Origin of the sequence: Rhizobium esperanzae (genome assembly GCF_014197615.1) — a bacterium.
Classification (GTDB): Bacteria; Pseudomonadota; Alphaproteobacteria; order Rhizobiales; family Rhizobiaceae; genus Rhizobium; species Rhizobium esperanzae_A.
Genome location: NZ_JACIFY010000011.1, coordinates 44,541 through 67,282 on the forward strand (window position 1 = coordinate 44,541; position 22,742 = coordinate 67,282).

The window sequence follows — 22,742 nt, forward strand, 5'->3', positions numbered from 1 at the left end:
AGCTGAACCATGGCTGACATCGACGTTTCAACCCTTGATCCCGACACGCCGCTTCGTCTCAAGCTGGCAGCGAGCCTCGCTTTTCCCGACGGCTCAATGACGGAAAGCGGATTGAAACGCGAGATCGAGCGCGGCCGCCTCGAGTGCGAGCGGATCGCCGGCAAGACGTATGTCAGCCTCAATGACATCAAGAGAATGAGGGAACTATGCCGCGAAAGTCGAAGGGGGTCCGCAAATACCTCCGCGAGCGCAAGGGCAGGCCGCCCGTCTGGGTCATCCTCGACGGAGCAAACGAGATCAGCACAGGATGCGGCCCGGATGACAGCGCTGGCGCTGATCGAGCGCTCGAAAAGTACCTTGCCGAAAAGCACAAACCCGAATGGCGCCGGGGAGAGCCTCAGGAGGTGAGTATAGCCGACGTGCTACTGTTCTACGGCACTGAACGCGCGCCCAGCATGGCGCATCCGGAGCTAGTGGGGTTTCACACTGTGCACCTGCTGGAATTCTTCGGCAGTGAGATGTGTTCCTTTGTCGACGGTACCAGTTGCCGCGGATATGTCGCGGCGCGGCTTGCCGGGAAGATCGGCAGGCGAGCCGTCAAGGCAGGAACGGCAGGGCGAGAGCTGGAAACACTTGGCGCCGCGCTCAGCTTCGCTTTCAAAGAAAAGAAGCTGGTGGTTCCTGTACCAGTCACCCTTCCGCAAAAATCGGCGGCGCGTGAGCGTTGGCTTACGCGCTCCGAAGCTGCAGGGTTGGTTGCCGGCGCGCTCGGTATCACCGCGACGGCTTTTGACGTCGAGACGCGAAAGCCTGTGAAATGGGGCCGGCTTTTTCGCCCCTCTTACCACGTCGCCAGATTTATCCTGATCGGCCTCTATTCGGGCACCAGGCATGAAGCCATCCTCAAGCTTCGCTGGGGTGTGAATTCGAGTGGAGGTTGGATCGATCTGGAGAACGACATTCTCTACAGGCGAGGGCAGGGCGAGAGGGAAACCAACAAGCGGCGGCCCGCCGTGCCGATACCGGAGAATCTTCGGCCACACGTCGAGCGGTGGCGCAAGATCACTGTTATGGGGCCGGTCGAATATCATGGCCGGCTGATCGCTAAGGAGCGCAAGGGGTTTGCTAGGGCGCGGGAGTTGGCTGGACTTGGCGAAGACGTCACGCCGCACATTCTAAAGCACACCTGCATCACCTGGATGATGCAGCGCGGAGTTCCTATCTGGGAGGTGGCGGGCTTTTCCGGAACCTCCGAAAAGATCATTCGCAGCGTCTATGGGCACCACCACCCGGAACACCTGTCCGCTGCAAAACAGCGGTTTCGTGGGCGATGATTGGGCGAGGCCATGAAGAACAGAAAAACAGCTACCAGCTACTTTTCAAATTCCCCTTGCGGGCCAAGGGGATCGGATGGTGGGCGTGACAGGGATCGAACCTGTGACCCCTACGATGTCAACGTAGTGCTCTCCCGCTGAGCTACACGCCCATCCGATGGCGGCGCATAGATCACAAAACCTTTGGAGCCGTCAATAGGCTTTTTTCAGTTTTGTGACATGCCGCCCGGCAAGCCTTACGCGGCAAGCATTTTGTTGACCTCGTCGACGAGGTCGCGCAGGTGGAAAGGCTTGGAAAGGACCTTGGCATCCTTCGGCGCCTTCGAATCAGGGTTCAGTGCCACGGCGGCAAAACCGGTGATGAACATCACCTTCAGATCGGGGTCGAGTTCGGTGGCGCGGCGCGCCAGCTCGATGCCGTCCATTTCGGGCATGACGATATCGGTCAAGAGCAGAGAAAACGGTTCCTCGCGCAGCCGGTCGTAGGCGCTTGCGCCGTTATCATAGGAAAGGACCTTGTAACCGGCCTTTTCGAGCGCTTTCACCAGGAAGCGGCGCATGTCGTTGTCGTCTTCGGCGAGAAGTATCTTCTGAGTCATCAATCCAGACCGCTGATCAATAGGTTTTTGGTGGGTTGCCCGCCGTTTACACTAGTCTTTGCCCGGTAAACAACCGGTGAATTGCCCGTGCGCGGCCGCCATCCCTGCTACATAGTATGGACTTGAGGCCGGGCAACTGGCAACATGCGCAAAGCAGTCAGTTCATGACATGGTAAAGAGGGCCGAAAGTGCCGGAAATACGCGAATACGAGCTTTTTGAGGTTCATGAGCCCGTGTCGCAGACCATTCCCTTCGTCTATAACTCCCCCCATAGCGGCCGCATTTATCCACCGGAATTTATCGCCCAGTCCAGGCTCGAGGGCATCGCCATCCGCCGGTCGGAGGATCATTACGTCGATGAACTCTTCGGCTCGGCGGTCGCGCTCGGTGCGCCGCTGCTGGCGGCCAACTTTCCCCGCGCCTATCTCGACGTCAATCGCGAGCCCTACGAGCTCGATCCGCGCATGTTCGACGGGCTGCTGCCGCCCTATGCCAATGTCAATTCGCTGAGGGTGGCCGGCGGGCTCGGCACCATTCCGCGCATCGTCGCCGAGAACATGGAGATCTATGCGCGGCGCCTGCCGGTGCAGGAAGGGCTCGATCGCGTTGAAGCGGTCTACAAACCCTATCATGCGGCGCTGCGCCGGCTGATCGCGCGAACGCATGTACAGTTCGGCTTCGGCGTGCTGATCGACTGCCACTCGATGCCCGGCAACGTGCGCGTCGCCGGCAGCACCGCGCGGCCCGATTTCATCATCGGCGATCGCTACGGCACGAGCGCCTCGGCCGAACTCTCGCGGGCGGCCATCGCCATCCTCGAGGAAATGGGCTTCGCGGCGATCCGCAACAAGCCCTATGCCGGCGGCTTCATCACCGAACACTACGGCCGGCCTTCGCGCGGCCTGCATGCGCTGCAGATCGAAGTGAACCGGGCGATCTATGTCGATGAAGTGACGTTGGAGAAACGCGGGGATTTTGCCGCCGTGGCCGATGCCGTCACCGCCTTCATGCAGCAGATGGCGGATTACGTCGAGAAATTCGCCGGCGATCGGGCGCTGGCTGCCGAATAAATCTCTTTTTCGATTTCGCTGACGCCTGGGCGTTCTTCCCGGCCAAAAAAAGACCGCCGTGAGGCGGCCTAAGTCTAGGGAGGAAACACCCAAGGAGGGTATTTACAGTCAGAAGACTGTACGAAGGACGCTACTATTGCGCTGCACAAATGTCAAGCAATATATTGCGCTGCGAAATCTTTGGGCAGCGTCGCGGGAATTGCCTGCTGCGTTTGCATTCCCGCTGCTTTTCGTTATGAAAGCATCACTCCCGCCAGCCAAACGGATTGATCATGCTTCCTGACCGCTCGTTCTTCAATCGTCTGGCGGAGGCCGCCAAGGCCGAGACGCTGCCACGCTTCCGCTCCGGCCTCGATGTTACCAACAAGCTTTCCTCCGGTTTCGACCCGGTGACCGAAGGCGACCGGGCGGCCGAACTGGCCATCCGGGCGCTGATCGAGGAGAATTTTCCCAACCATGGCATTCTCGGCGAGGAGCACGGCAATGTCGGGCTCGACCGCGACTATGTCTGGGTGATCGATCCGATCGACGGCACGCGTGCCTTCATCTCTGGCGTGCCGGTCTGGGGAACGCTGATCGGCCTGCAGAAAGAGGGGCGGGCGATCATGGGCATGATCGAACAACCCTTTACCGGCGAACGCTATTTCGCCGACCAGAACGGCTCGATCTATAGCGGGCCGGAGGGCGAGCGGCGGCTGGCGACGCGCCAGTGCGACGCGCTTTCGAACGCCATCCTGTTCACCACCTCGCCGCATCTCTTCGCCGGCGAGGAGATGGAGAAATACCGCGAGATCGAGAGCCGGGTGCGGCTCTTCCGCTACGGCTGCGACTGTTACGCCTATGCGCTGCTTGCCGCCGGCCATATCGATCTCGTCATCGAAAACAGTCTGAAGCCCTATGATGTCGGCGGCATCATTCCCGTCATCGAAGGGGCGGGCGGCATCATCACCACCTGGGACGGCGGACGGCCGGAAAACGGCGGCTCGATCATCGCCGCCGGCAGCCGGGCGGTCTATGAGCAGGCGATCGCCGTCCTGCAGCGTTAATCCGGGCTCGGCAAGGCCGATGCCCCAGGCTCGGCCTTGCCGATGCCCCAGGCTCGGCAAAGCCTGCCCTACGTGCCGAGGGCGGCGACCTCCTGGTTTTCTTCGGCATCGCTGCCGGGAATGAAGGCGTGGAAGGCGGCAAGGGCGGCGGCGCGGTAGGTATCCCGTTCCTGGAAGATCTCGTGGCGGGCGCCGTTGATCGGCACCAGCTGACCGGCGCGGAAATAACGCGAGAGCCGCTCCTGCGCCGTATAGGGCACGACACCGTCACGTGTCGGGGCGATGACGATGGTCGGGATGGTGATCGAAAACAGATGGTAGGGTGAGGTGACCCGGTCCATCGTGCGAAAAGCCTCGGTCAGCCAGCGCGCGGTCGGCGGCCCGAGCGTCAGCTCCGGATGCGCCTTCATCATCGCGACATTGCGCTCGAAGCGGGTTTCGTCCGAGGTCAGCGGATTGTCGCGGAAATCCGGCTCCTTCAGCTTCGAAGTCAGCGGCAGGAAACCGAGGCCGAGGGCATTCAGGGTGCCGGCGAGGGTTCGGATGACGCGGGGCGAGGCCGCCTGGCCGGTCAGGCCGATGAAGGGGGCTGACAACACCATCCGATCGATACGGGTGGTAAGATAAGGCGCGGCAGACAAAGCGATCAGCCCGCCCGTGGAATGGGCAAGCAGATAGAAGGGCAGGCGGGTATCCGGCAGCACCACCTTTTCGAGGAAGGTGTCGAGATCCCGTTCGTAATCGGCGAAGCGGCGGATGTGGCCGTGGTTGCGGCGCTTCAAGAGCCGCGGCGAACCGCCCTGGCCGCGCATGTCGAAGGTGGCGACCCAGAGCCCCTTCGCCGTCAGATCTCGGATCGTCTCGAAGTATTTCTCGATATATTCGTTGCGGCCGTGGATAATGACGACCGTTCCCTTGGCGATCTGGGCACTGGCGCGAAAAACGGCGTAACGCAGCCGATGGCCGTCATGGGTTTCGAAGAACCCCTCGGTGCGGTTTTCCGGGGCGGGATTGTCGGGCGTCGAATAGAGAACCTGATCCATGACCTTGCCAATGCGCCGCTGCTGACTGCTTTGCCTGTTAGAGCGCCGTGCGCCCTTTCGGAAGCACCATGCGTTAGGGATAGCGCATGGCATCCGGCTTGGAAAGCGGTGTGCCCGCAAGCCCCGCTGCATCACTGCTCAAATTCGGAAGCAATTCAAAGTGCGATAGCGGGAAAAGGGCCGGCAGGAGCATGAGGGTGCTCGCGGCCGGCCTAAGTTGAGACTGAAGAAGAAGGGACGATGCACTTCAGCCATCGGGACCAGATTCACCCGACGCTGCAATTTCTAGGCGGATGCGTGTGAATGGCCTCCGAACCGGCCGTTCATGCGCGGTTCACGGGCCGACCGAGGCGTTTTCAAAAAGGTCTTGAACTCGTCTGAAGCCATCACCATCTCCTTTCTGCAGGCGCCGGAAAGGGCCTGCGCAACCGTCCCGAGGCCGCCAAAGATGGGGTTTCAGGGGCATTTTATCGCAACACGTCGCTTCCACAGGAGGACATCATGCGTCACGTAGACTTCTCTCCCCTTTATCGTTCCACCGTCGGTTTCGACCGGCTCTTCACCATGCTCGACAGCCTTGCTCAGCCGGAGCAGGCGCAGACCTATCCGCCCTATAATATCGAGCGTACCGGTGAAAACACCTATCGCATCACTATGGCGGTTGCCGGTTTCGACGAGACCGAACTCTCGATCGAAGCCCATGCCCATGTGCTTTCCGTGAAGGGTGAAAAGAACGAGGAACCTGCCGAAGGCGGCGAATTCCTCTACCGCGGCATTGCCAAGCGCGCTTTCGAGCGCCGCTTCCAGCTTGCCGACCATGTCGAGGTGACCGCTGCTTCGCTGAAGAACGGCCTGCTGCACATCGACCTTCTGCGCAACATTCCCGAGGCCATGAAGCCCCGCAAGATTGCGATTGCCGCAGAACCGGTCGAGGCCCCGAAGGCCATCGAGGCGCAGATCATTAACGGCTGATTGATCCCCTACGGGGTAAACGAACGGCGCTCCATCGGGGCGCCGTTTTTGTTGCGAATCAGGCTGGGCTGGCGGCTTCCTCTATCTCTTTTTCCGTTGCGCGGCGGGCCGCGGCGGCGGCGTATTTCTGGGCGATGACGGCGCAGACCATCAGCTGGATCTGGTGGAAGAGCATCAGCGGCAGAACGATCGCACCGATCGACTGGCCGGCGAAAATGACGTTGGCCATCGGCACGCCGCTTGCCAGGCTCTTCTTCGAACCGCAAAAGGTGATGGTGATTTCGTCGGCCTTGTCGAAGCCCAGCCAGCGGCTGCCGACCATCGTCAAGACAAGGACGATCGCCAGCAGGACGATGTCGGCGATGACGACGACGGCGATATCGGCGATCGAGAAGGTATGCCACAGGCCCTCGACGACCGCCGTCGAGAAGGCGAGATAGACGACCATCAGGATCGAGCCGCGGTCGACGGGCATCAGGATCTTCTTCTTGGCGCGGATCCAGTCGCCGATCCAGGGCTGCAGGATCTGGCCGATGATGAAGGGGGCCAGCAGCTGCAGCAGGATCTGCTCCAGCGCGTCGAAGGAGAAGCCGCCATGGCCGCCGACGGAAAACAGCAGGCCGACGAGCAGCGGCGTCAGGAACATGCCGAAAATGTTGGATGCCGAGGCCGAGCAGATGGCGGCAGGCACATTGCCGCCCGCCATCGAGGTAAAGGCGATCGACGACTGGACCGTCGAGGGCAGCACGCAGAGGAAGAGGATGCCGAGATAAAGCGGCTGCGGCAGGATGGTGTCGGGAATGAAGCCGAGCCCGAGGCCGAGCAGCGGAAAGATGCCGAAGGTGGTCAACAGGATGACGAGATGCAGGCGCCAGTGCAGCAGGCCGGCAATGACGACATCGCGCGAGAGGCGGGCACCATGCAGGAAGAACAACAGCGCGATGGCAAGATCGGTGGCGATGCCGAAATAGCCCGCGAAGGCGCCGCTTGCCGGCAGCAACGAGGCGAGGATGACCGTGCAGACGAGCAGGATGGTGAAGGTATCGGGCAAAAAGCGGCGCATGGCGGTCTCGCGGCGTGATAAACAGTCCTTGTTTTGTCGTCCATTGCGATCCAGGATGCAAGGAATAACAGTTATCGTGAAACTGGATTGCCATGCTGGATCTTTCGCAATTGCGCAGTTTTGTCGCCGTCGAGCAGATGGGCAGTTTTACGCTCGCCGCAGAAAGGCTCGGCCTCGGCCAGTCGACGGTGAGCCAACACATTCAGAGGTTGGAAGCCACGCTGGGGCGCAAGCTCCTGGCGCGCGATACGCATAAGGTCATCCTGACCGGCGATGGCGAGGCGCTGCTGTCGCATGCACGCAGCATGCTTGCGATCGAAGGTCAGGTGCAGTCGCTGTTTCGAAGCAACAGCCTGCGCGGCAGCCTGCGGCTCGGGGTTTCGGAGGATTTCGTCACCAGCCAGTTGCCGGCGGTGCTGGAGGATTTCGTGCGGTCGCATCCCTCCGTCGACCTGGAACTCACCGTGGCGCTATCCGGTGTCCTGTACGAGATGCAGGATAATGGCGAGATCGATCTGGTGCTCGCCAAGCGCCGGCTCGGCGATGCCCTGGGAAAACTGGTCTACCGCGAGCCGCTCGTCTGGCTGGCACGCGATCCCGAGCGAGTTCTCACCTCCGGCCCTTTGCCGCTGATCGCTTTTCCACCGCCGAGCGTGACGCGGGTGATCGCGCTGGAAGCGCTGGCACGAAACGGTGTGGCGTGGCGGATCGTCTGCACCTGCGGGAGCCTCAGCGGATTGACGGCAGCGGCGCGGGCCGGGATGGGCGTGCTGGTGCAGCCGCGCAGCATGGCGCCATCAGGGCTGAAAGAGATCGCTGCGGGAAAGCTTCCAATACTGGAAGACGTGGAATTCGTGCTGGTGCCGCGCAAAGGGGCGGATCAGGCACTGGTCGCCGCACTGTCGGACGATATCCTGCAAAAGGTGAGGGGGCTGAAGTCGGCGTAAGCCGTTGCCGTCGCGGAAAGACCCGTCGGATAGACAGGCCGTTCTGGTGGGCGATCAGGCAGCCAGACACCTGAGGAAGCCATCCACATCAGCCTCCGTTGTGGCGAAGCTGGTGACCAGTCGGATCAGAATTTCGTTTTTGGAGACGAGTTCGGGCGCTGCCGCCGGTACCGGCCATTCGTAAAATTTCGCACCCTTTTCTTCCGCGGTTTTCGCAGCGATCCTGCTGACGACAGCAAAGACTTCGTTGGAAGCGGTCGGCCAGGCGAGGCGGGCGGCGTTGCTGGCGCCGATGCCGGCCCGCAGCCGGTCGGCCATGCCGTTCGAATGGCGGGCGAGATCGAGCCAGAGATCGTTTTCAAAATAGGCATCGAACTGGGCGGCGATGAAACGCGACTTGGAGAAGAGTTGGGCGGCGCGCTTGCGGATGAAGGGCATTTCGCCTGCCTGATCCGGGTTGAAGAAGACGATGGCTTCCGCACACCAGCAGCCGTTCTTGGTGCCGCCGAAGGACAGCATGTCGACGCCGCGCTTCCAGGTCATCTCGGCCGGGGTGACACCGAGCGCGACCAGCGCGTTGACGAAGCGAGCGCCATCCATATGGAGCGGCAGGTTGCGCTTTTTTGATATGGCGGCGATCTCGCCGATCTCCGGCAGCGAATAGACCGTGCCGATCTCCGTCGTCTGGGTGATGGTCACCGCGCTGGCGCGGCCATGACGCAGGGCGTCCTCGGGGAAGTTCGCGATCTTCGCCGAAAGCCTGGCCGGATCGATCTTGCCGGCTTCGCCGTCGACGGCCATGAGGCGGGCGGAGCCGGAGAAGAATTCCGGCGCGCCGCATTCATCTTCGATCACATGGGCTTCCGAATGGCAGAAGGTAATGCCGCCGGGGCGCTGGACGCTCGCCAGCGCCAGGGAGTTGGCGGCCGTGCCGGTGGCGACGAAGAAAACCGAAACCTCGCGCTCGAAGATCTCTGAGAAGCGGGCCTCGACCTTCCTGTCGAGATCGCCGGCGCCATAGGCAGGAGCAAAACCGGCCGATTCCGCCAGCAGACGTTCGGCAATGGATCGATGGGCGCCGGCCCAGTTATCGGAAGCAAAGAACATGAGGGGGACCATAGGAAAGGAAGGGTTTGGCAAGGCCGAAGCGGAGATTACGCCAAAGCTTCACCGGATCAAGGCGGCTGCCTCCGACACATCACAAAAATTGAACTACGCAATCAATAAACAAAATGATGGCTCATGACGTAATTTTATTTCTCCATTGCGACCGATTCGGTAATCTTCCGTCGCAAATTGACGTTTTTTAGCGACGCGCTCTTGCGGAGCTGACTGCTTTCTGGCATAGAACAGATGAATTAGGACAGTGTTGCTGTCCTATCTTGGCCTTGCGGCCGAAGAGGCGCCGAAAACCCTGGAACAGATGGGCTTTCACGCTATAGTTCTTCCGAGCGTCAAGCCCCGTGGACGGGCGGCGCGCGGGGGCAGATGGCAGGCGCGGAACGCGACGGTTTGCTTTCCTTAAGAAGCAGATGTCTGCGGCCGATCTTCACAATGCAACAGCGCTGTCATGCGCCGAACCTATTCTGGTTGCGGCGCGGGACGAAAAGCCGCCCGCGGCCCCGCGGGTTTCGACAGGAGGAAAGATGATGACGAAGACGCCATCCATGGAATTTGACCGGTTTGCTGCTGCAGAGGTGCGCGCCACGGCCAATATGTCCAAATCCGCCTCCGGCCTGCCGAAAAAACAGGGCCTCTACGATCCGCGCAACGAACATGATGCCTGCGGCGTTGGCTTCGTCGCGCATATGAAGGGCCAGAAGTCGCATCAGATCGTCAAGGACGGCCTGTTCATTCTCGAGAACCTGACGCATCGTGGCGCAGTCGGCGCCGATCCGCTGATGGGCGACGGCGCCGGCATCCTGGTGCAGATCCCCGACCGCTTCTTCCGCGAGGAGATGGCCGCGCAGGGTATCACCCTGCCGCCGGCCGGCGAATATGGCGTCGGCCATATCTTCCTGCCGCGCGATGAAAAGCAGATCGAGCACTTCAAGAAGGTGATCAGCGACGTCATCACCGAAGAGGGCCAGGTCTTCATCGGCTTCCGCGACGTGCCGGTCGATAATTCTTCGCTCTCCAAGGCGCCCGACATCGCTGCCACCGAGCCGCATCATGTGCAGGTCTTTATCGGCGCCGGCGAAGATGCCGAAAACAACGACGAGTTCGAGCGCCGGCTGTTCACGCTGCGCAAGGTGATCTCCAACCGTATCTATGACGAGTTCGACGGCGAGGAGAGCAATTTCTATCCCGTATCGCTGTCGTCGGCGACGGTGGTCTACAAGGGCATGTTCCTGGCCTATCAGGTCGGCGCCTATTACAAGGACCTGGCGGACCCGCGTTTCGAAAGCGCGGTCGCCCTGGTGCACCAGCGCTTCTCGACCAACACCTTCCCGTCGTGGAAACTCGCGCACCCCTACCGCATGGTCGCCCATAACGGCGAAATCAACACGCTGCGCGGCAACGTCAACTGGATGGCGGCGCGTCAGGCGTCGGTCTCCTCGCCGCTGTTCGGCGAGGACATCTCCAAGCTCTGGCCGATCTCTTACGAAGGCCAGTCGGATACGGCCTGCTTCGACAACGCGCTCGAATTCCTGGTGCGCGGCGGTTATTCGCTGGCGCATGCCGTGATGATGCTGATCCCGGAAGCCTGGGCCGGCAATCAGTCGATGGCGGCCGAACGCAAGGCCTTCTACGAATATCATGCGGCACTGATGGAGCCGTGGGACGGGCCGGCTGCCGTTGCCTTCACCGACGGCAAGCAGATCGGCGCGACGCTCGACCGCAACGGCCTCAGGCCGGCACGCTACCTCGTCACCGATGACGACCGCGTCATCATGGCGTCCGAGTCCGGTGTGCTGCCGGTTCCGGAGGAGAGGATCATCCAGAAGTGGCGCCTGCAGCCGGGCAAGATGCTGCTGATCGACATGGAAGAAGGCCGCATTATCTCCGATGACGAGGTGAAGTCGGAGCTTGCGACGGCACATCCCTATCGCAGCTGGCTCGACCGCACCCAGCTGATCCTCGAGGAGCTGAAGCCGGTGGAGCCGCGGGCGCTGCGCCGCGATGTGTCGCTGCTCGATCGCCAGCAGGCCTTCGGCTACACGCTCGAAGATACGCGCATCCTGATGTCGCCTATGGCGACGACCGGCCAGGAAGCGATCGGCTCGATGGGCACCGACACGCCGATCTCGGCAATGTCGGAAAAGCCGAAGCTGCTCTATACCTATTTCAAGCAGAACTTCGCGCAGGTGACTAACCCGCCGATCGACCCGATCCGCGAAGAACTGGTGATGAGCCTCGTTTCCTTCATCGGGCCGCGGCCGAACATTCTCGACCACGAAGGTGCTGCGAACGCCAAGCGGCTCGAGGTGCGTCAGCCGATCCTTACCAATGGCGATCTCGAAAAGATCCGTTCGATCGGTCATACGGAAGACCGTTTCGACACCAAGACGCTCGATTTCACCTATGATATCGAACGCGGCGCCGCAGGCATGCCCGAAATGCTCGACCGGCTCTGCGAGCGCGCGGAAGCGGCCGTCAAGGGCGGCTACAACATCATCGTGCTTTCCGACCGCCAGATCGGCCCTGATCGAATCGCCATTCCGGCGCTGCTGGCGACGGCCGCCGTGCACCATCACCTGATCCGCAAGGGACTTCGTACCTCGGTCGGTCTCGTCGTCGAAACCGGCGAACCGCGCGAAGTGCATCATTTCTGCCTGCTCGCCGGCTACGGTGCGGAGGCGATCAACCCCTATCTCGCCTTCGACACGCTGCTCGACATGCATGCCAAGGGCGAATTCCCGAAGGAAGTGGATGCCTCGGAAGTCGTCTATCGCTACATCAAGGCGGTCGGCAAAGGCATCCTCAAGGTCATGTCGAAAATGGGCATTTCGACCTATCAGTCCTATTGCGGTGCGCAGATTTTCGATGCGATCGGCCTGTCGTCCGAACTGGTCGACAAGTATTTCTTCGGAACCGCGACGATGATCGAAGGCATCGGTCTCGAAGCGATCGCCGAAGAGACCGTTTTCCGCCATAACGCGGCCTTCGGCACGGATCCGCTGCTGGCCACGACACTCGATATCGGCGGCGAATATGCCTACCGCATGCGTGGCGAAAGCCATGCCTGGACGCCGGATGCGGTCGCAGCCCTTCAGCACGCCGTGCGCGGCAATGCCGAGGACCGCTACCGCGAATTTTCCGAGATGGTGAATAATTCGGCGCTTCGCATGAACACGATCCGCGGATTGTTCAACGTCAAGAGCGCCGAGGCGCTCGGCCGCAAGCCGGTGTCCGTCGACGAGGTCGAGCCGGCGGCCGATATCGTCAAGCGGTTCTCCACGGGGGCGATGTCTTTCGGCTCGATTTCCAGAGAGGCACACACGACGCTGGCGATCGCCATGAACCGGATCGGCGGCAAGTCGAACACCGGCGAAGGCGGCGAGGAATCCGACCGCTACATGCCGCTCTCCGATGGTTCGATGAACCCGGAACGCTCGGCGATCAAGCAGATCGCCTCCGGCCGCTTTGGCGTCACCACCGAATATCTCGTCAATGCCGATGTGCTGCAGATCAAGGTGGCGCAGGGCGCCAAGCCCGGCGAAGGCGGCCAGCTGCCCGGACACAAGGTCGATGCGACTGTTGCCAAGACCCGTCACTCGACGCCGGGTGTCGGCCTGATCTCGCCGCCGCCGCACCACGACATCTATTCGATCGAGGATCTGGCGCAGCTGATCTACGACCTGAAGAACGTCAACCCGACCTCCGACGTTTCGGTCAAGCTGGTCTCCGAAGTCGGTGTCGGCACGGTTGCTGCCGGTGTCGCCAAGGCGCGCGCCGACCATATCACGGTCGCCGGCTTCGACGGCGGCACGGGTGCCTCGCCGCTGACCTCGCTCAAGCATGCCGGCAGCCCCTGGGAAATCGGCCTTGCCGAAACCCAGCAGACGCTGGTGCTGAACGGTTTGCGTTCGCGCGTCGCGCTGCAGGTGGACGGCGGTCTGAAGACCGGCCGCGACGTCATCATCGGGGCGCTGCTCGGCGCCGACGAATTCGGTTTTGCCACCGCGCCGCTGATTGCTGCCGGCTGCATCATGATGCGCAAGTGCCATCTCAACACCTGTCCGGTCGGTGTCGCGACGCAGGATCCGGTGCTGCGCAAGCGCTTCAAGGGCACGCCGGAGCACGTCATCAACTACTTCTTCTTCGTCGCCAACGAAGTGCGCGAAATCCTCGCTTCGCTCGGCTTCACCCGGCTCGACGAGATCATCGGCGCGTCGGAGCTGCTGGAGAAGGACGAGATGCTGGCGCACTGGAAGGCTAGGGGACTCGACTTCAGCCGCATCTTCCACAAGGTCGAAGCTCCCAAGGAGGCGACCTTCTGGACGAGCCGGCAGCAGCATCCGATCGACGATATTCTCGACCGCGCGCTGATTGCGCAGGCACAGCCGGCGCTGACCGACAAGACGCCCGTCGCTTTCGAGGTCGACATCAAGAACGTCGACCGCTCGGCCGGCGCGATGCTGTCCGGCGAGGTCGCCAAGCGTTATCGCCATCGCGGGCTGAAGGAAGACACGATCAATGTGACGCTCCGCGGCACGGCGGGCCAGAGCTTCGGTGCCTTCCTGGCGCGCGGCGTCACCTTCAACCTGATCGGTGACGGCAACGACTATGTCGGCAAGGGGCTTTCGGGCGGCAAGATCATCATCCGGCCGCCGGAGAATTCGCGGATTGTCGCCGAAAACTCGATCATCGTCGGCAACACCGTGCTTTACGGTGCGACCGAGGGCGAGTGCTACTTCCGCGGCGTGGCCGGCGAACGGTTCGCCGTGCGCAATTCGGGGGCGATCGCCATCGTCGAAGGTGTTGGCGACCATGGTTGCGAATATATGACCGGCGGTGTCGTCGTCGTGCTCGGCGCCACGGGCCGCAACTTCGCGGCCGGCATGTCTGGCGGTGTCGCTTACGTGCTCGACGAAACCGGCGATTTCGCCAGCCGCTGCAACATGGCGATGGTCGAACTCGAGCCGGTGCCGGAAGAGGACGACATGCTGGAGAAGCTGCACCATCACGGCGGCGATCTCATGCACAAGGGACGCGTCGACGTCTCGGGCGACATGACGCGCCATGACGAGGAGCGCCTTTACCAGCTGATCTCCAACCATCTGCACTATACGGGCTCGGCCCGTGCCAAGCAGATCCTCGATCACTGGGCCGACTATCGTCCGAAATTCCGCAAGGTCATGCCTGTGGAATACCGACGTGCGCTCGAGGAAATGGAGCGCAGCCGGATGGGCATCGCCGCGGAATGATTGCAACAGGACATCCGTCACCTGCCGAATGAGGTGACGGATGGCGAATATCTCGATGACCCGTGAAAAACCGACGGCGAAGGCCGGCCAGATCACACGGATGTCTTGCAAGGGATATGATCCATGGCGGTCAAGACAAGCAACTCGCTCGGGATACCGGGACTGACGATAGACAGATTGGCTGCGGTGAGGCGGTCATGAGGGTAAGGGACGAAGACATGGGCAAGGTAACAGGCTTTCTGGAAATCGACCGGCAGGTGGCGAAGTATCAGCCGGCGTCGGATCGTATCCGTCATTTCCGCGAGTTCACGATCCCGATGTCGGACCCGGAAGTGCAAAAACAGGCCGCGCGCTGCATGGACTGTGGCATCCCCTATTGCCACGGCCCGACAGGCTGCCCCGTTCACAACCAGATTCCCGACTGGAATGACCTCGTCTACAACAACAATTGGGAAGCGGCGATCCAGAACCTGCATTCGACCAACAACTTCCCGGAATTCACCGGCCGCGTCTGCCCCGCGCCTTGCGAGGAAGCCTGCACCTTGAATCTCGAGGACGCACCGGTCGCCATCAAGACGGTCGAGCAGGCGATCGCCGACAAGGCCTATGAGCTCGGCTTTATCAGGCCGCAGCCGGCCACCGTTCATACCGGCAAGAAGGTCGCCGTCATCGGCTCCGGTCCCGCCGGCATGGCGGCCGCCCAGCAGCTCGGCCGCGCCGGCCACGATGTGCACGTCTATGAGCGTGAGACGAAGCCAGGCGGTCTGCTGCGCTACGGCATTCCGGATTTCAAGATGGAGAAGAACTTCATCGACCGCCGCGTCGAGCAGATGAAGGGCGAGGGCGTCACCTTCCATTGCGGCGTCAATGTCGGCGTCGACGTCAAGGTCGAGCAACTGCTCGCCGACCACGACGCCGTCCTCTATTGCGGCGGCTCCGAGACGCCGCGCGAGGCGGGCATTCCGGGCACGGACCTTGCCGGCGTGCATGATGCGATGCCCTACCTGGTGCAGCAGAACCGCCGCGTCGGGCGCGAGAACATCGACAGCGTCGGCTGGCCGTCGGACCCGATCCTGGCCGGCGCCAAACATATCGTCGTCGTCGGCGGCGGCGACACGGCTTCGGACTGTGTCGGCACGGCATTCCGCCAGGGGGCCGTCAAGGTCACCCAGCTCGACATCCGCCCGCAGCCGCCTGAGAAGGAAGACAAGCTTGCCGTCTGGCCCTTCTGGGCGACGAAGATGCGCACCTCCTCCTCGCAGGCCGAGGGCGCGGTACGCGAGTTCCAGGTGGCGACGCTCGAATTCGTCGGCGAAGACGGCGTGCTGACCGGCGTCAAGTGCTGTGAAGTCGACGAGCGCCGGCGGCCGGTTGCGGGCACGGAATTTGTCATCCGCGCCGATCTCGCCTTCATCGCTATCGGTTTCCGCGGTCCGTTCACGACAAGCGTGCTGAAGGAACTCGAGGGCAAGCTGACGCTCAACACCGACAAGCGCGGCTCGACCAACGTCGTCGCCAACGACCGCGACTACAAGACCTCGGTCGACAAGTTCTGGACGGCGGGCGACGTGCGCCGCGGCCAGTCGCTGGTGGTCTGGGCGATCCGCGAAGGCCGCCAGGCGGCGCGCGCCATCGACGAGGCGTTGATGGGCTCGACCGTTCTGCCGAACTGATTGCCGGTCGTATAAAGACTTGAAGATAGAGACTCCGCCTCTCCGGGCGGAGTTTTTTAGTGCGCCCAGCATGGGCGCACTCTTGTGGGTGTAAGTCCCACCGTAAGCTGGTCATGGCGAGCGAAGAGAAGCGCAACTGCGGAAGGGTGACTGACCGTGGGGAGGAAGCGTGGATCGAAACTGCGGGCCGATGGACAAGAACCGGATATGAGGCGGTGCCGACCAGGGCGAGCGGGCTAATGACCGCAAAGCTCTCGTGACCAAGGGGCGGTGGCGTAAATCCGGCGGTCGTGCAGTGAAGGAGTGCGTTCTTACCTGGGGAGATCTCGCTTTGCGCTTGAAAGGGCGACGGTGCAGAGCCGGAGCGAGAAGTCAGCAGAGGCCGTAGTAGGGAGCGCCTTGGCGCAAACGAAGGGCCGAAGGAGCGGAAGGGGAAGCCGATGGTTATCGGATTTGAATGGTCTCAGATGGTCGCGCCAGCGAAGCTCGCCGATCTGGCAGGTAGGGTGAAGCCCGAAGGGTCACGGCAGCGAGAAATCAAATCCGCCGAACCAGACTAAGCAAACCCAAGCGTCAGGCCGGGAGAACGACGAGCCCGACGACTTCAACTGCTCCAACCGCCCGGTGCGGACCCGCATGCCGGGTGGTGTGGGAGGGGCGGAGCCAACAGGCTCCCCCCTATCCCGATTGCAGTGCCGCGCCTTCGAACATCGATGCCAATTTTGAGATCATAGGCTGGTGCGACCGCTTGCCGCGCCGGCATGCGCCGCAAGCCTCGTGCAATGCCGGGAAGCGAGATTTCTCATCGGACGCGGGCTCAGGAAGAGCCGGCGGCGACCGGAGCGGACGTGCCCCGCCGTTTCGGCCGCACGGCAATTTCACCAGGATTTTTCAAATGGTTTCCGCACTTGACAGCACCCGGCTGATTTCGGCCCAATATGCCCTGAAAAACCTTCGCAGCTCCGACGACAGTTCGCAGGATACGCAGAATTTATCGGCGGCCAGTATCTTGAGCAGCTACGGGCTCGATTCGAGTTCGGCTTCGCTGCTTTCCAACAACGCCCTATCCGGGCTGCTCAACACGCTTTCCTCGCAGAGCGATACGTCTGATGAGACCGAAGCGACCGGAAACGGCGCCGCTGTGACCAGCGCTTCCTTCATGTCGATGCTGAAGCAGCAGCTGCAGGATGCGGCTGCCGCCGAAGGCGAGAGCGGCAAGGCCCACGACATGCTGGCCGCCCTCGAAGCGGGAACGCTGACCATCTCCGATCCGACGCAGGGCGTATCGGTTGCCGCCTGGGATGTCGACGATCCCGATGAGGCTGATACCGAGAGCAAGACCGGCATGGATATCGATGTCAGCGGCTGGAGCGATTTCCTCGATGCGCATCTGGAGCGCGGCTCAGACGGCACCTTCGTCAAGGAGAATGGCAGCTATGTCGACCAGACGAACGACAGCAACGCCTACTTCGGCCTGATCGGCTCGGACTATTATTATCTGAGCTGGCCGCAGGCGGCGTAAGCGACGGGAAGGCCATCTCGCGCGGCCGTCTTATTTCACCGAGACTTCGGCCGGTGTCTTGGCCGCCGGCAGGCGGTAATCATCGACACGGCCGGGAGGAGGTGGCGTCATTTCGCCCTGCTCGACCAGGAGATCGCGCGGCGACCGCGTCAAAACCATCGGCGGGGGGCGCGCGCCGAGAAGCTCGCCGCCGCCGTCGAGATTGGGGTCAGAGAGGCTGATCGGCACGGTATGTTCGACCGGATTGGCGGGAAGGCCGAGACCGGGCAGATTGCTGGAGTCGAGGCGAACCAGATCCGGGCTTGCCTGCGTGCCGAGAAGACGCCGTGCCGGTTTTTCCACATAGAAGGCAAGCTTTCGCCGGCCGGCCTGGGTCAGGTTGATGCCATCGGAAGTGCGCAGGCGCACCTGCTGGCCGTTCACATCCGAGCCGGTGACGATGAAATTGCCGTTCTCATCGACGAAACCGTCCCAGATGTCGACGAATTCACCGCCGATGCTTTCGACCTGGTTGCGGTAGAGCTGATTCATCTGAACGGCATCGGCCGTCATCTGATCGGATTCGAAGGCGGGAAGGCCGACCCAGAGCAGCGGGATCTTGCGGTCGGTCACTTCCTTGCCGAAAGAAAGGACACGGCGCCGGTATTCACTGAACCAGCCGTCGGTGCGGAACTTCTCCTTGGCTGTATCGGTCACCATCTGCTGGCGGTCGTTGGCGCCGATCATGACGACGACCATTGCCGGCTTCAGCTCGTCGATCATCTTCGGCAGCTGTTCCGGCCAGTTGTAATAATCGTCGCGGACGAGACCCGATGAGACGTTGCCGCGGGCTTCAACGACAACGCCTGGCGAGGTCTCGAAGGCGGCGGTGAGGCCGTCACCGAGGCCGCTTGCCAGGAAGTCGCCGATAATCAGGATCTTTTTGGCGTCATCGAGCTTCTGTACCGCAGGCTCCTCTTGCACAGCCCGCACCGGCGGCGCGGTGCGGGTATTGACCACGGCCTTCGGCGCCGGCGGTTTCTTGTGCTGCTGGCGCTTCGGCTGCGGTGCGTCGGGAGCCTGAGGCCCATCGTCGAGATAGCGCCGGCCGAGGAAGAAATCGAGGATCGAACGGCGCTGATAGCGCTGCTCCTGAGCTTCGGCGACATGCGCCGGCGCAACAGCGCCAAGGCATAGCGAAGCCGCCGCCAAGGCGAGCACAAGCCAACGGATTGGGGTGCGATCTGTTTTCTTCGTCATGGGCAGTTCCGCATCTGCCGGCATCTTGCACGCGGGGTAGGCCAGCGTCCACTCCCGCTACTATGTAGGTCACGGTTCTGCCGCTTCCAATCAGAGCCTGGTTTTTGACTAGAGCGCCGTGCGTCTTTTTGGGACGCACGGCGCTCCAGCACTTTCAATCCTCGCATCGTGCGGGGCGATGCTAGCGACGAAGTGCGTTGAGAAGCGGCAGCGAGGGCTCGCCGTCCGGCTGCATGCCGATGCGCGACTGCACGGCCGATATGGCCGCCTTCGAGCCCGAGCCAAAATTGCCGTCAACCTCGCCATCGTAATAGCCGAGCGTCTTCAAACGGGTCTGCAGCTCGAATTTTTCGGTGATGTCGAGGGCGCCGTCCGGGCGCGGCCAGCGCTGTTGCATGCCGCCGTAGCCGGCGATCTGATCGGCGAGCAGGCCGACGGCAAGCGCGTAGCTGTCGGAGGCATTGTAGTTTTTGATGGTGAAGAAGTTGGCGGTCATCAGGAAGCCCGGGCCATTCGGACCAGCCGGCATCTTCAACATGGCTTTGGTGGCGCTTTCGCGGAAAGCCTTGCCGTTCGGACGTGTCAGGCCAAGAGTTGCCCACTGGGCCAGCGTGTGGGTCTTGCCGACCTGCTTGGCGGCGGCTGCGGGAACGACGACCTCGTAGCCCCAGGTCTTGCCGGTGTCCCAGCCGTTTTTCATCAGGAGATTGGCCGAGGTGGCCAGCGCATCCGGCACCGAATTCCAGATATCGCGATGGCCGTTGCCGTCGGCGTCGACGGCATAAAGCAGGTAGCTTGTCGGGATGAACTGGGTGTGGCCCATGGCGCCGGCCCAGGAGCCGGTCATCTCGCGTGCCGGCACATCGCCGTTCTGCAGGATCTTCAGCGCAGCGATCAGCTGCTTCTTGGCGAATTTGGCGCGGCTCGGATCGGCGTAGCCAAGTGTTGCCAAAGCGCGCGGCACGTAGTGCAGCCGGTCGTCCTTGTTGAGGATCGCGCCATAATTCGATTCCATCGACCAGATGGCGAGCAGAATGGTTTTGTCGACGCCGAATCGCTGTTCGATCGCCGCGAGCGTTCGTGCGTGCTTGACGGCCATCTCGCGGCCGATCTTGACGGTGTAGGGATTGACGCGCGAATCGACATAGTCCCAGATCTTCGAGGTGAATTCCGGCTGATAGGCTGCCTTTTCGAGCACCGTCGGATCGGGCTCGGTCACCCCGGAAAAGGCCTTTTGATAAGTTGCCTTACTGATGCCACTCTGAGCGGCAGTCTGGTAGAAATCCGCGATCCATTTCTGGAACCGGGAATCAGCTCTCGCGTTGTCGGGGACCAGTCCAACCTGGACGGCGACAACGAGGGCGAGAGCAAGACCACGAAGGGAGTTTTTGTGATTCTGGGTCATCGACAGTCGTATCCGTCATCTTCAGTTTTCGGGACAGCGAGGCATCATGTCCGCGCCAGAACCGAGACTACAGGAACGGAGTCAACAAATTCTTTACCATGGCAGCCGGCTGCGGTCACCATTGCAAAACAGTAGCAATTCTATACTAGTTAAGGCTAAAAAGCCCTATTTCCAAAGCGATATGTCGAAGCAGGAGGCCGGTGTGGCTCAACACAACAAAGTTCGTAAAGCAGTATTTCCGGTGGCTGGGTTGGGGACGCGATTCCTGCCGGCGACAAAGGCTGTTCCGAAGGAAATGTTGACCGTCGTCGACAAGCCGATCATTCAATATGTCGTCGACGAGGCGATCGAAGCAGGGATCGAGCATCTGGTATTCGTCACCGGACGCAACAAGCACGTCATCGAAGATTATTTCGATATTCATTTCGAGCTGGAGCAGACGCTGCGCGAACGCGCCAAGAAGGCTGAGATCACCCTTCTCGCCCAGCAGCTGCCGAAGGCCGGTACGGTGAGCTTCACCCGCCAGCAGGAGCCGCTCGGCCTCGGTCATGCCGTCTGGTGCGCCCGCGAGATCGTCGGCGACGAGCCCTTCGCGCTGCTGCTGCCCGACATGATCATGAAGGGCGACAAAGGCTGCATGAAGGGCATGATCGACCTTTACGGCCAGAGCGGCGGCAACATCATCGCCGTCGAGGAATGCGCGCCCGACCAGGCGCATAAATACGGCATCGTCGGTGTCGGCGAAGCGATCGGCGAGGGCTTCCGAATCACCGGCATGGTGGAAAAGCCCGCCAAGGGGACGGCGCCTTCCAACTTCTTCATCAACGGCCGCTACATCCTGCAGCCGGAGATCTTCAAGATCCTCGAAACCCAGGAGCGCGGCGCCGGCAACGAAATCCAGCTCACCGACGGCATGCTGAAGCTCTTGAAGGAACAGGATTTCGCCGGCTACCACTTCCGCGGCACGACCTATGACTGCGGCGCCAAGGACGGCTTCATCCTGGCGAACGTCGCCTACGCCCTCGAACGTGCTGACATCCGCCCGTCGGTCGAAGGCGGCTTCAAGGAATTGCTTGCCAGCCTGAGATAGGGCTTTGCCGAGCGCATCAAGTAAAAGAGCGCCGCGCATCCGGACCGGATGCGCGGCGCTTTAGAATCAGGTCAGTTCGACCGGCTGATCTCGTCCAGATACCAGTTGATGTAGCGCAGCTCGTTCTGCTCCATCGGCGCGATCGGTCCCGGCACGAAATAGTGCGAGAGAACGCCGCGCGACGTGTGCTCGATGATGGCCTTGTCCTCGTCGGTCGTCACCGTCCAGAGCCACATGAGCTTGGCGAGATCATAGTCTCTGCCCTCCTCGGCTTCACTGTTGACGAGCCAGATCAGTTCCATCTCGCAAGCTCTCGGGCCCTTCGGAATGAAGCGATAGATCATACCGTAGTCGGGATAGCAGACGAGAAATGACGTGCCGCCGAGATGGACGGAGGTGACGCCGCCATCGAATTCCGTAAATCGGCCCATCAGCATGCTGAGCGGGGAACCGTCTTGGCTGCCGGTCTTAACACCGTCATAAAGCGCGTAGCGGAACGCGTGGATGGCTTCTTTGCCCGTCGCCGATGTCTGCCAATGATCGCCGGACCCGACCTCGATGCCGAGGGCGCGTGTGCGTTGCTCCATCGACGTGTTCAGCGCCTCAATCATGTGCGCCGGCTGCTCCAGCGCGTGAGTCTGCGAATATTCGGGGTGCGCCGGGCCGCAATGGTAGCATTCCACATAGTTTTCCACTGCCAGCTTCCAGTTGGCGTCGACCGGATAGCTCTGCCGATGCGCCACCTTAGCCTGCCCCCAGCCATATTGGCCGCAGGTCGCATGGAGCAGATTTTCGACCTCGGAGAAATCGAGCGGGTCGTCTGCGAAGGAAATGAAGATCAAGCCTTCGACCACCCGGACATGCAGCGTCTTCAGCCCATGATCCTCCCGCTTGAAATCTTTTGGCATCAGCCTTGCTGCCTTCAGGCTTCCGTCATTGCCATAGCTCCAGGCATGGTAGGGGCAGACGAAAATACGGGCATTGCCCTTATCCCGGGTGCAGACCTCGGCGCCGCGATGGCGGCAGACATTGAGCAGCGCATGAATTGTTCCATCGGCATGTCGCGTGAGGATCACCTGTTCCGAGGCCATCCGAAACACTTCGAAGTCATTCGGCTTTGGAACAACGCTCTCATGCGCGAGGCAATGCCAATGGCGGCGGAACACGCGCTCGAGATCACGCTCATAAATGTCCGGATCGATGTAGAATGGCCGGGCAAGACCGTGGCCCGGTCTATGAGCAGCAACGAGCTGATCGATACGGTCGACCGATGGCGCAGCAGTTGTTTTGGTGTCAGGTGCCAGCATGGGAATGTCTCCGGAACGTCGCACTCTTCGCAGTGCAGGCAAGGACAAAAAGCGCAGATGG

17 protein-coding genes and 1 tRNA gene are annotated in these 22,742 nt (G+C 61.6%); 10 read left to right on the top strand and 8 right to left on the bottom strand.

Annotated elements, in window-relative coordinates:
• The first annotated feature begins 9 nt into the window (after positions 1-9).
• Together GGD57_RS15980 and GGD57_RS15985 are read left to right on the top strand one after the other, a co-directional pair.
• Positions 10-408 carry an excisionase gene (locus GGD57_RS15980; RefSeq protein ID WP_184471268.1) on the top strand — a complete coding sequence of 133 codons (399 nt, stop codon included), beginning with the start codon at positions 10-12 and terminating at the stop codon, positions 406-408.
• Positions 405-1,334 carry a site-specific integrase gene (locus GGD57_RS15985; protein WP_348645981.1) on the top strand — a complete coding sequence of 310 codons (930 nt, stop codon included), beginning with the start codon at positions 405-407 and terminating at the stop codon, positions 1,332-1,334. Before GGD57_RS15980 ends, GGD57_RS15985 begins: the two co-directional genes overlap by 4 nt.
• A 77-nt stretch (positions 1,335-1,411) precedes the next feature.
• Here the strand turns inward: GGD57_RS15985 and GGD57_RS15990 are convergent.
• Positions 1,412-1,486: transfer RNA gene (locus GGD57_RS15990), tRNA-Val, on the bottom strand.
• Between the two features lie 84 nt (positions 1,487-1,570).
• The gene (cpdR1, locus tag GGD57_RS15995) at positions 1,571-1,933 is read right to left on the bottom strand and encodes a response regulator CpdR1 (RefSeq protein ID WP_003542883.1); all 363 of its coding nucleotides are present in this window, start codon (positions 1,931-1,933) and stop codon (positions 1,571-1,573) included.
• Positions 1,934-2,121: 188 nt separating this feature from the next.
• Here cpdR1 and GGD57_RS16000 point away from each other — a divergent pair, with 188 nt between their 5' ends.
• Both GGD57_RS16000 and hisN read left to right on the top strand, forming a co-directional pair.
• Positions 2,122-3,003 (top strand): N-formylglutamate amidohydrolase, encoded by an 882-nt coding sequence (locus tag GGD57_RS16000; protein ID WP_126907517.1) that lies wholly within the window; start codon positions 2,122-2,124, stop codon positions 3,001-3,003.
• Between the two features lie 272 nt (positions 3,004-3,275).
• Positions 3,276-4,049 (top strand): histidinol-phosphatase, encoded by a 774-nt coding sequence (gene hisN, locus GGD57_RS16005; protein WP_184471270.1) that lies wholly within the window; start codon positions 3,276-3,278, stop codon positions 4,047-4,049.
• Positions 4,050-4,117: 68 nt separating this feature from the next.
• Here hisN and GGD57_RS16010 read toward each other — a convergent pair whose 3' ends face one another.
• Positions 4,118-5,092 carry an alpha/beta fold hydrolase gene (locus tag GGD57_RS16010; RefSeq protein WP_184471272.1) on the bottom strand — a complete coding sequence of 325 codons (975 nt, stop codon included), beginning with the start codon at positions 5,090-5,092 and terminating at the stop codon, positions 4,118-4,120.
• A gap of 501 nt (positions 5,093-5,593) precedes the next feature.
• Here GGD57_RS16010 and GGD57_RS16015 point away from each other — a divergent pair.
• On the top strand, positions 5,594-6,064 hold the full coding sequence (locus tag GGD57_RS16015; protein ID WP_025570464.1) for an Hsp20 family protein: 471 nt from the start codon (positions 5,594-5,596) through the stop codon (positions 6,062-6,064).
• A gap of 58 nt (positions 6,065-6,122) precedes the next feature.
• Here GGD57_RS16015 and GGD57_RS16020 read toward each other — a convergent pair whose 3' ends face one another.
• Positions 6,123-7,127 (bottom strand): bile acid:sodium symporter family protein, encoded by a 1,005-nt coding sequence (locus GGD57_RS16020; RefSeq protein WP_184471275.1) that lies wholly within the window; start codon positions 7,125-7,127, stop codon positions 6,123-6,125.
• Positions 7,128-7,219: 92 nt separating this feature from the next.
• Here GGD57_RS16020 and GGD57_RS16025 point away from each other — a divergent pair, with 92 nt between their 5' ends.
• Positions 7,220-8,074: a LysR substrate-binding domain-containing protein gene (locus GGD57_RS16025; RefSeq protein ID WP_184471277.1), complete on the top strand. Its 855-nt coding sequence runs from the start codon at positions 7,220-7,222 to the stop codon at positions 8,072-8,074.
• A gap of 54 nt (positions 8,075-8,128) precedes the next feature.
• On the opposite strand, the gene GGD57_RS16030 is transcribed toward GGD57_RS16025, so the two are convergent.
• Entirely contained in the window at positions 8,129-9,181 is a 1,053-nt protein-coding gene (locus GGD57_RS16030; RefSeq protein ID WP_184471280.1) for a threonine aldolase family protein, read from the bottom strand.
• Positions 9,182-9,720: 539 nt separating this feature from the next.
• On the opposite strand from GGD57_RS16030, the gene gltB reads away from it, so the two are divergent.
• The 3 genes from gltB (at position 9,721) to GGD57_RS16045 (ending at position 17,640) form a co-directional block, all read left to right on the top strand.
• On the top strand, positions 9,721-14,445 hold the full coding sequence (gltB, locus tag GGD57_RS16035; protein WP_184471282.1) for a glutamate synthase large subunit: 4,725 nt from the start codon (positions 9,721-9,723) through the stop codon (positions 14,443-14,445).
• A 218-nt stretch (positions 14,446-14,663) separates the two neighbouring features.
• On the top strand, positions 14,664-16,118 hold the full coding sequence (locus GGD57_RS16040) for a glutamate synthase subunit beta (RefSeq protein ID WP_126907646.1): 1,455 nt from the start codon (positions 14,664-14,666) through the stop codon (positions 16,116-16,118).
• A gap of 895 nt (positions 16,119-17,013) precedes the next feature.
• A complete protein-coding gene (locus GGD57_RS16045) occupies positions 17,014-17,640 on the top strand; it encodes a hypothetical protein (protein WP_184471284.1) in 627 nt (208 codons plus the stop codon).
• 30 nt (positions 17,641-17,670) lie between these two features.
• On the opposite strand, the gene GGD57_RS16050 is transcribed toward GGD57_RS16045, so the two are convergent.
• Both GGD57_RS16050 and GGD57_RS16055 read right to left on the bottom strand, forming a co-directional pair.
• Positions 17,671-18,903: an SGNH/GDSL hydrolase family protein gene (locus GGD57_RS16050; RefSeq protein WP_184471286.1), complete on the bottom strand. Its 1,233-nt coding sequence runs from the start codon at positions 18,901-18,903 to the stop codon at positions 17,671-17,673.
• A gap of 157 nt (positions 18,904-19,060) precedes the next feature.
• Entirely contained in the window at positions 19,061-20,284 is a 1,224-nt protein-coding gene (locus tag GGD57_RS16055) for a lytic murein transglycosylase (protein ID WP_184471288.1), read from the bottom strand.
• 202 nt (positions 20,285-20,486) lie between these two features.
• On the opposite strand from GGD57_RS16055, the gene galU reads away from it, so the two are divergent.
• A complete protein-coding gene (gene galU / locus GGD57_RS16060; protein WP_184471290.1) occupies positions 20,487-21,374 on the top strand; it encodes a UTP--glucose-1-phosphate uridylyltransferase GalU in 888 nt (295 codons plus the stop codon).
• Between the two features lie 71 nt (positions 21,375-21,445).
• On the opposite strand, the gene GGD57_RS16065 is transcribed toward galU, so the two are convergent.
• Positions 21,446-22,681, bottom strand: a complete 1,236-nt coding sequence (locus GGD57_RS16065) for an aromatic ring-hydroxylating oxygenase subunit alpha (protein WP_184471292.1) — start codon at positions 22,679-22,681, stop codon at positions 21,446-21,448.
• Positions 22,682-22,742: the final 61 nt, after the last annotated feature.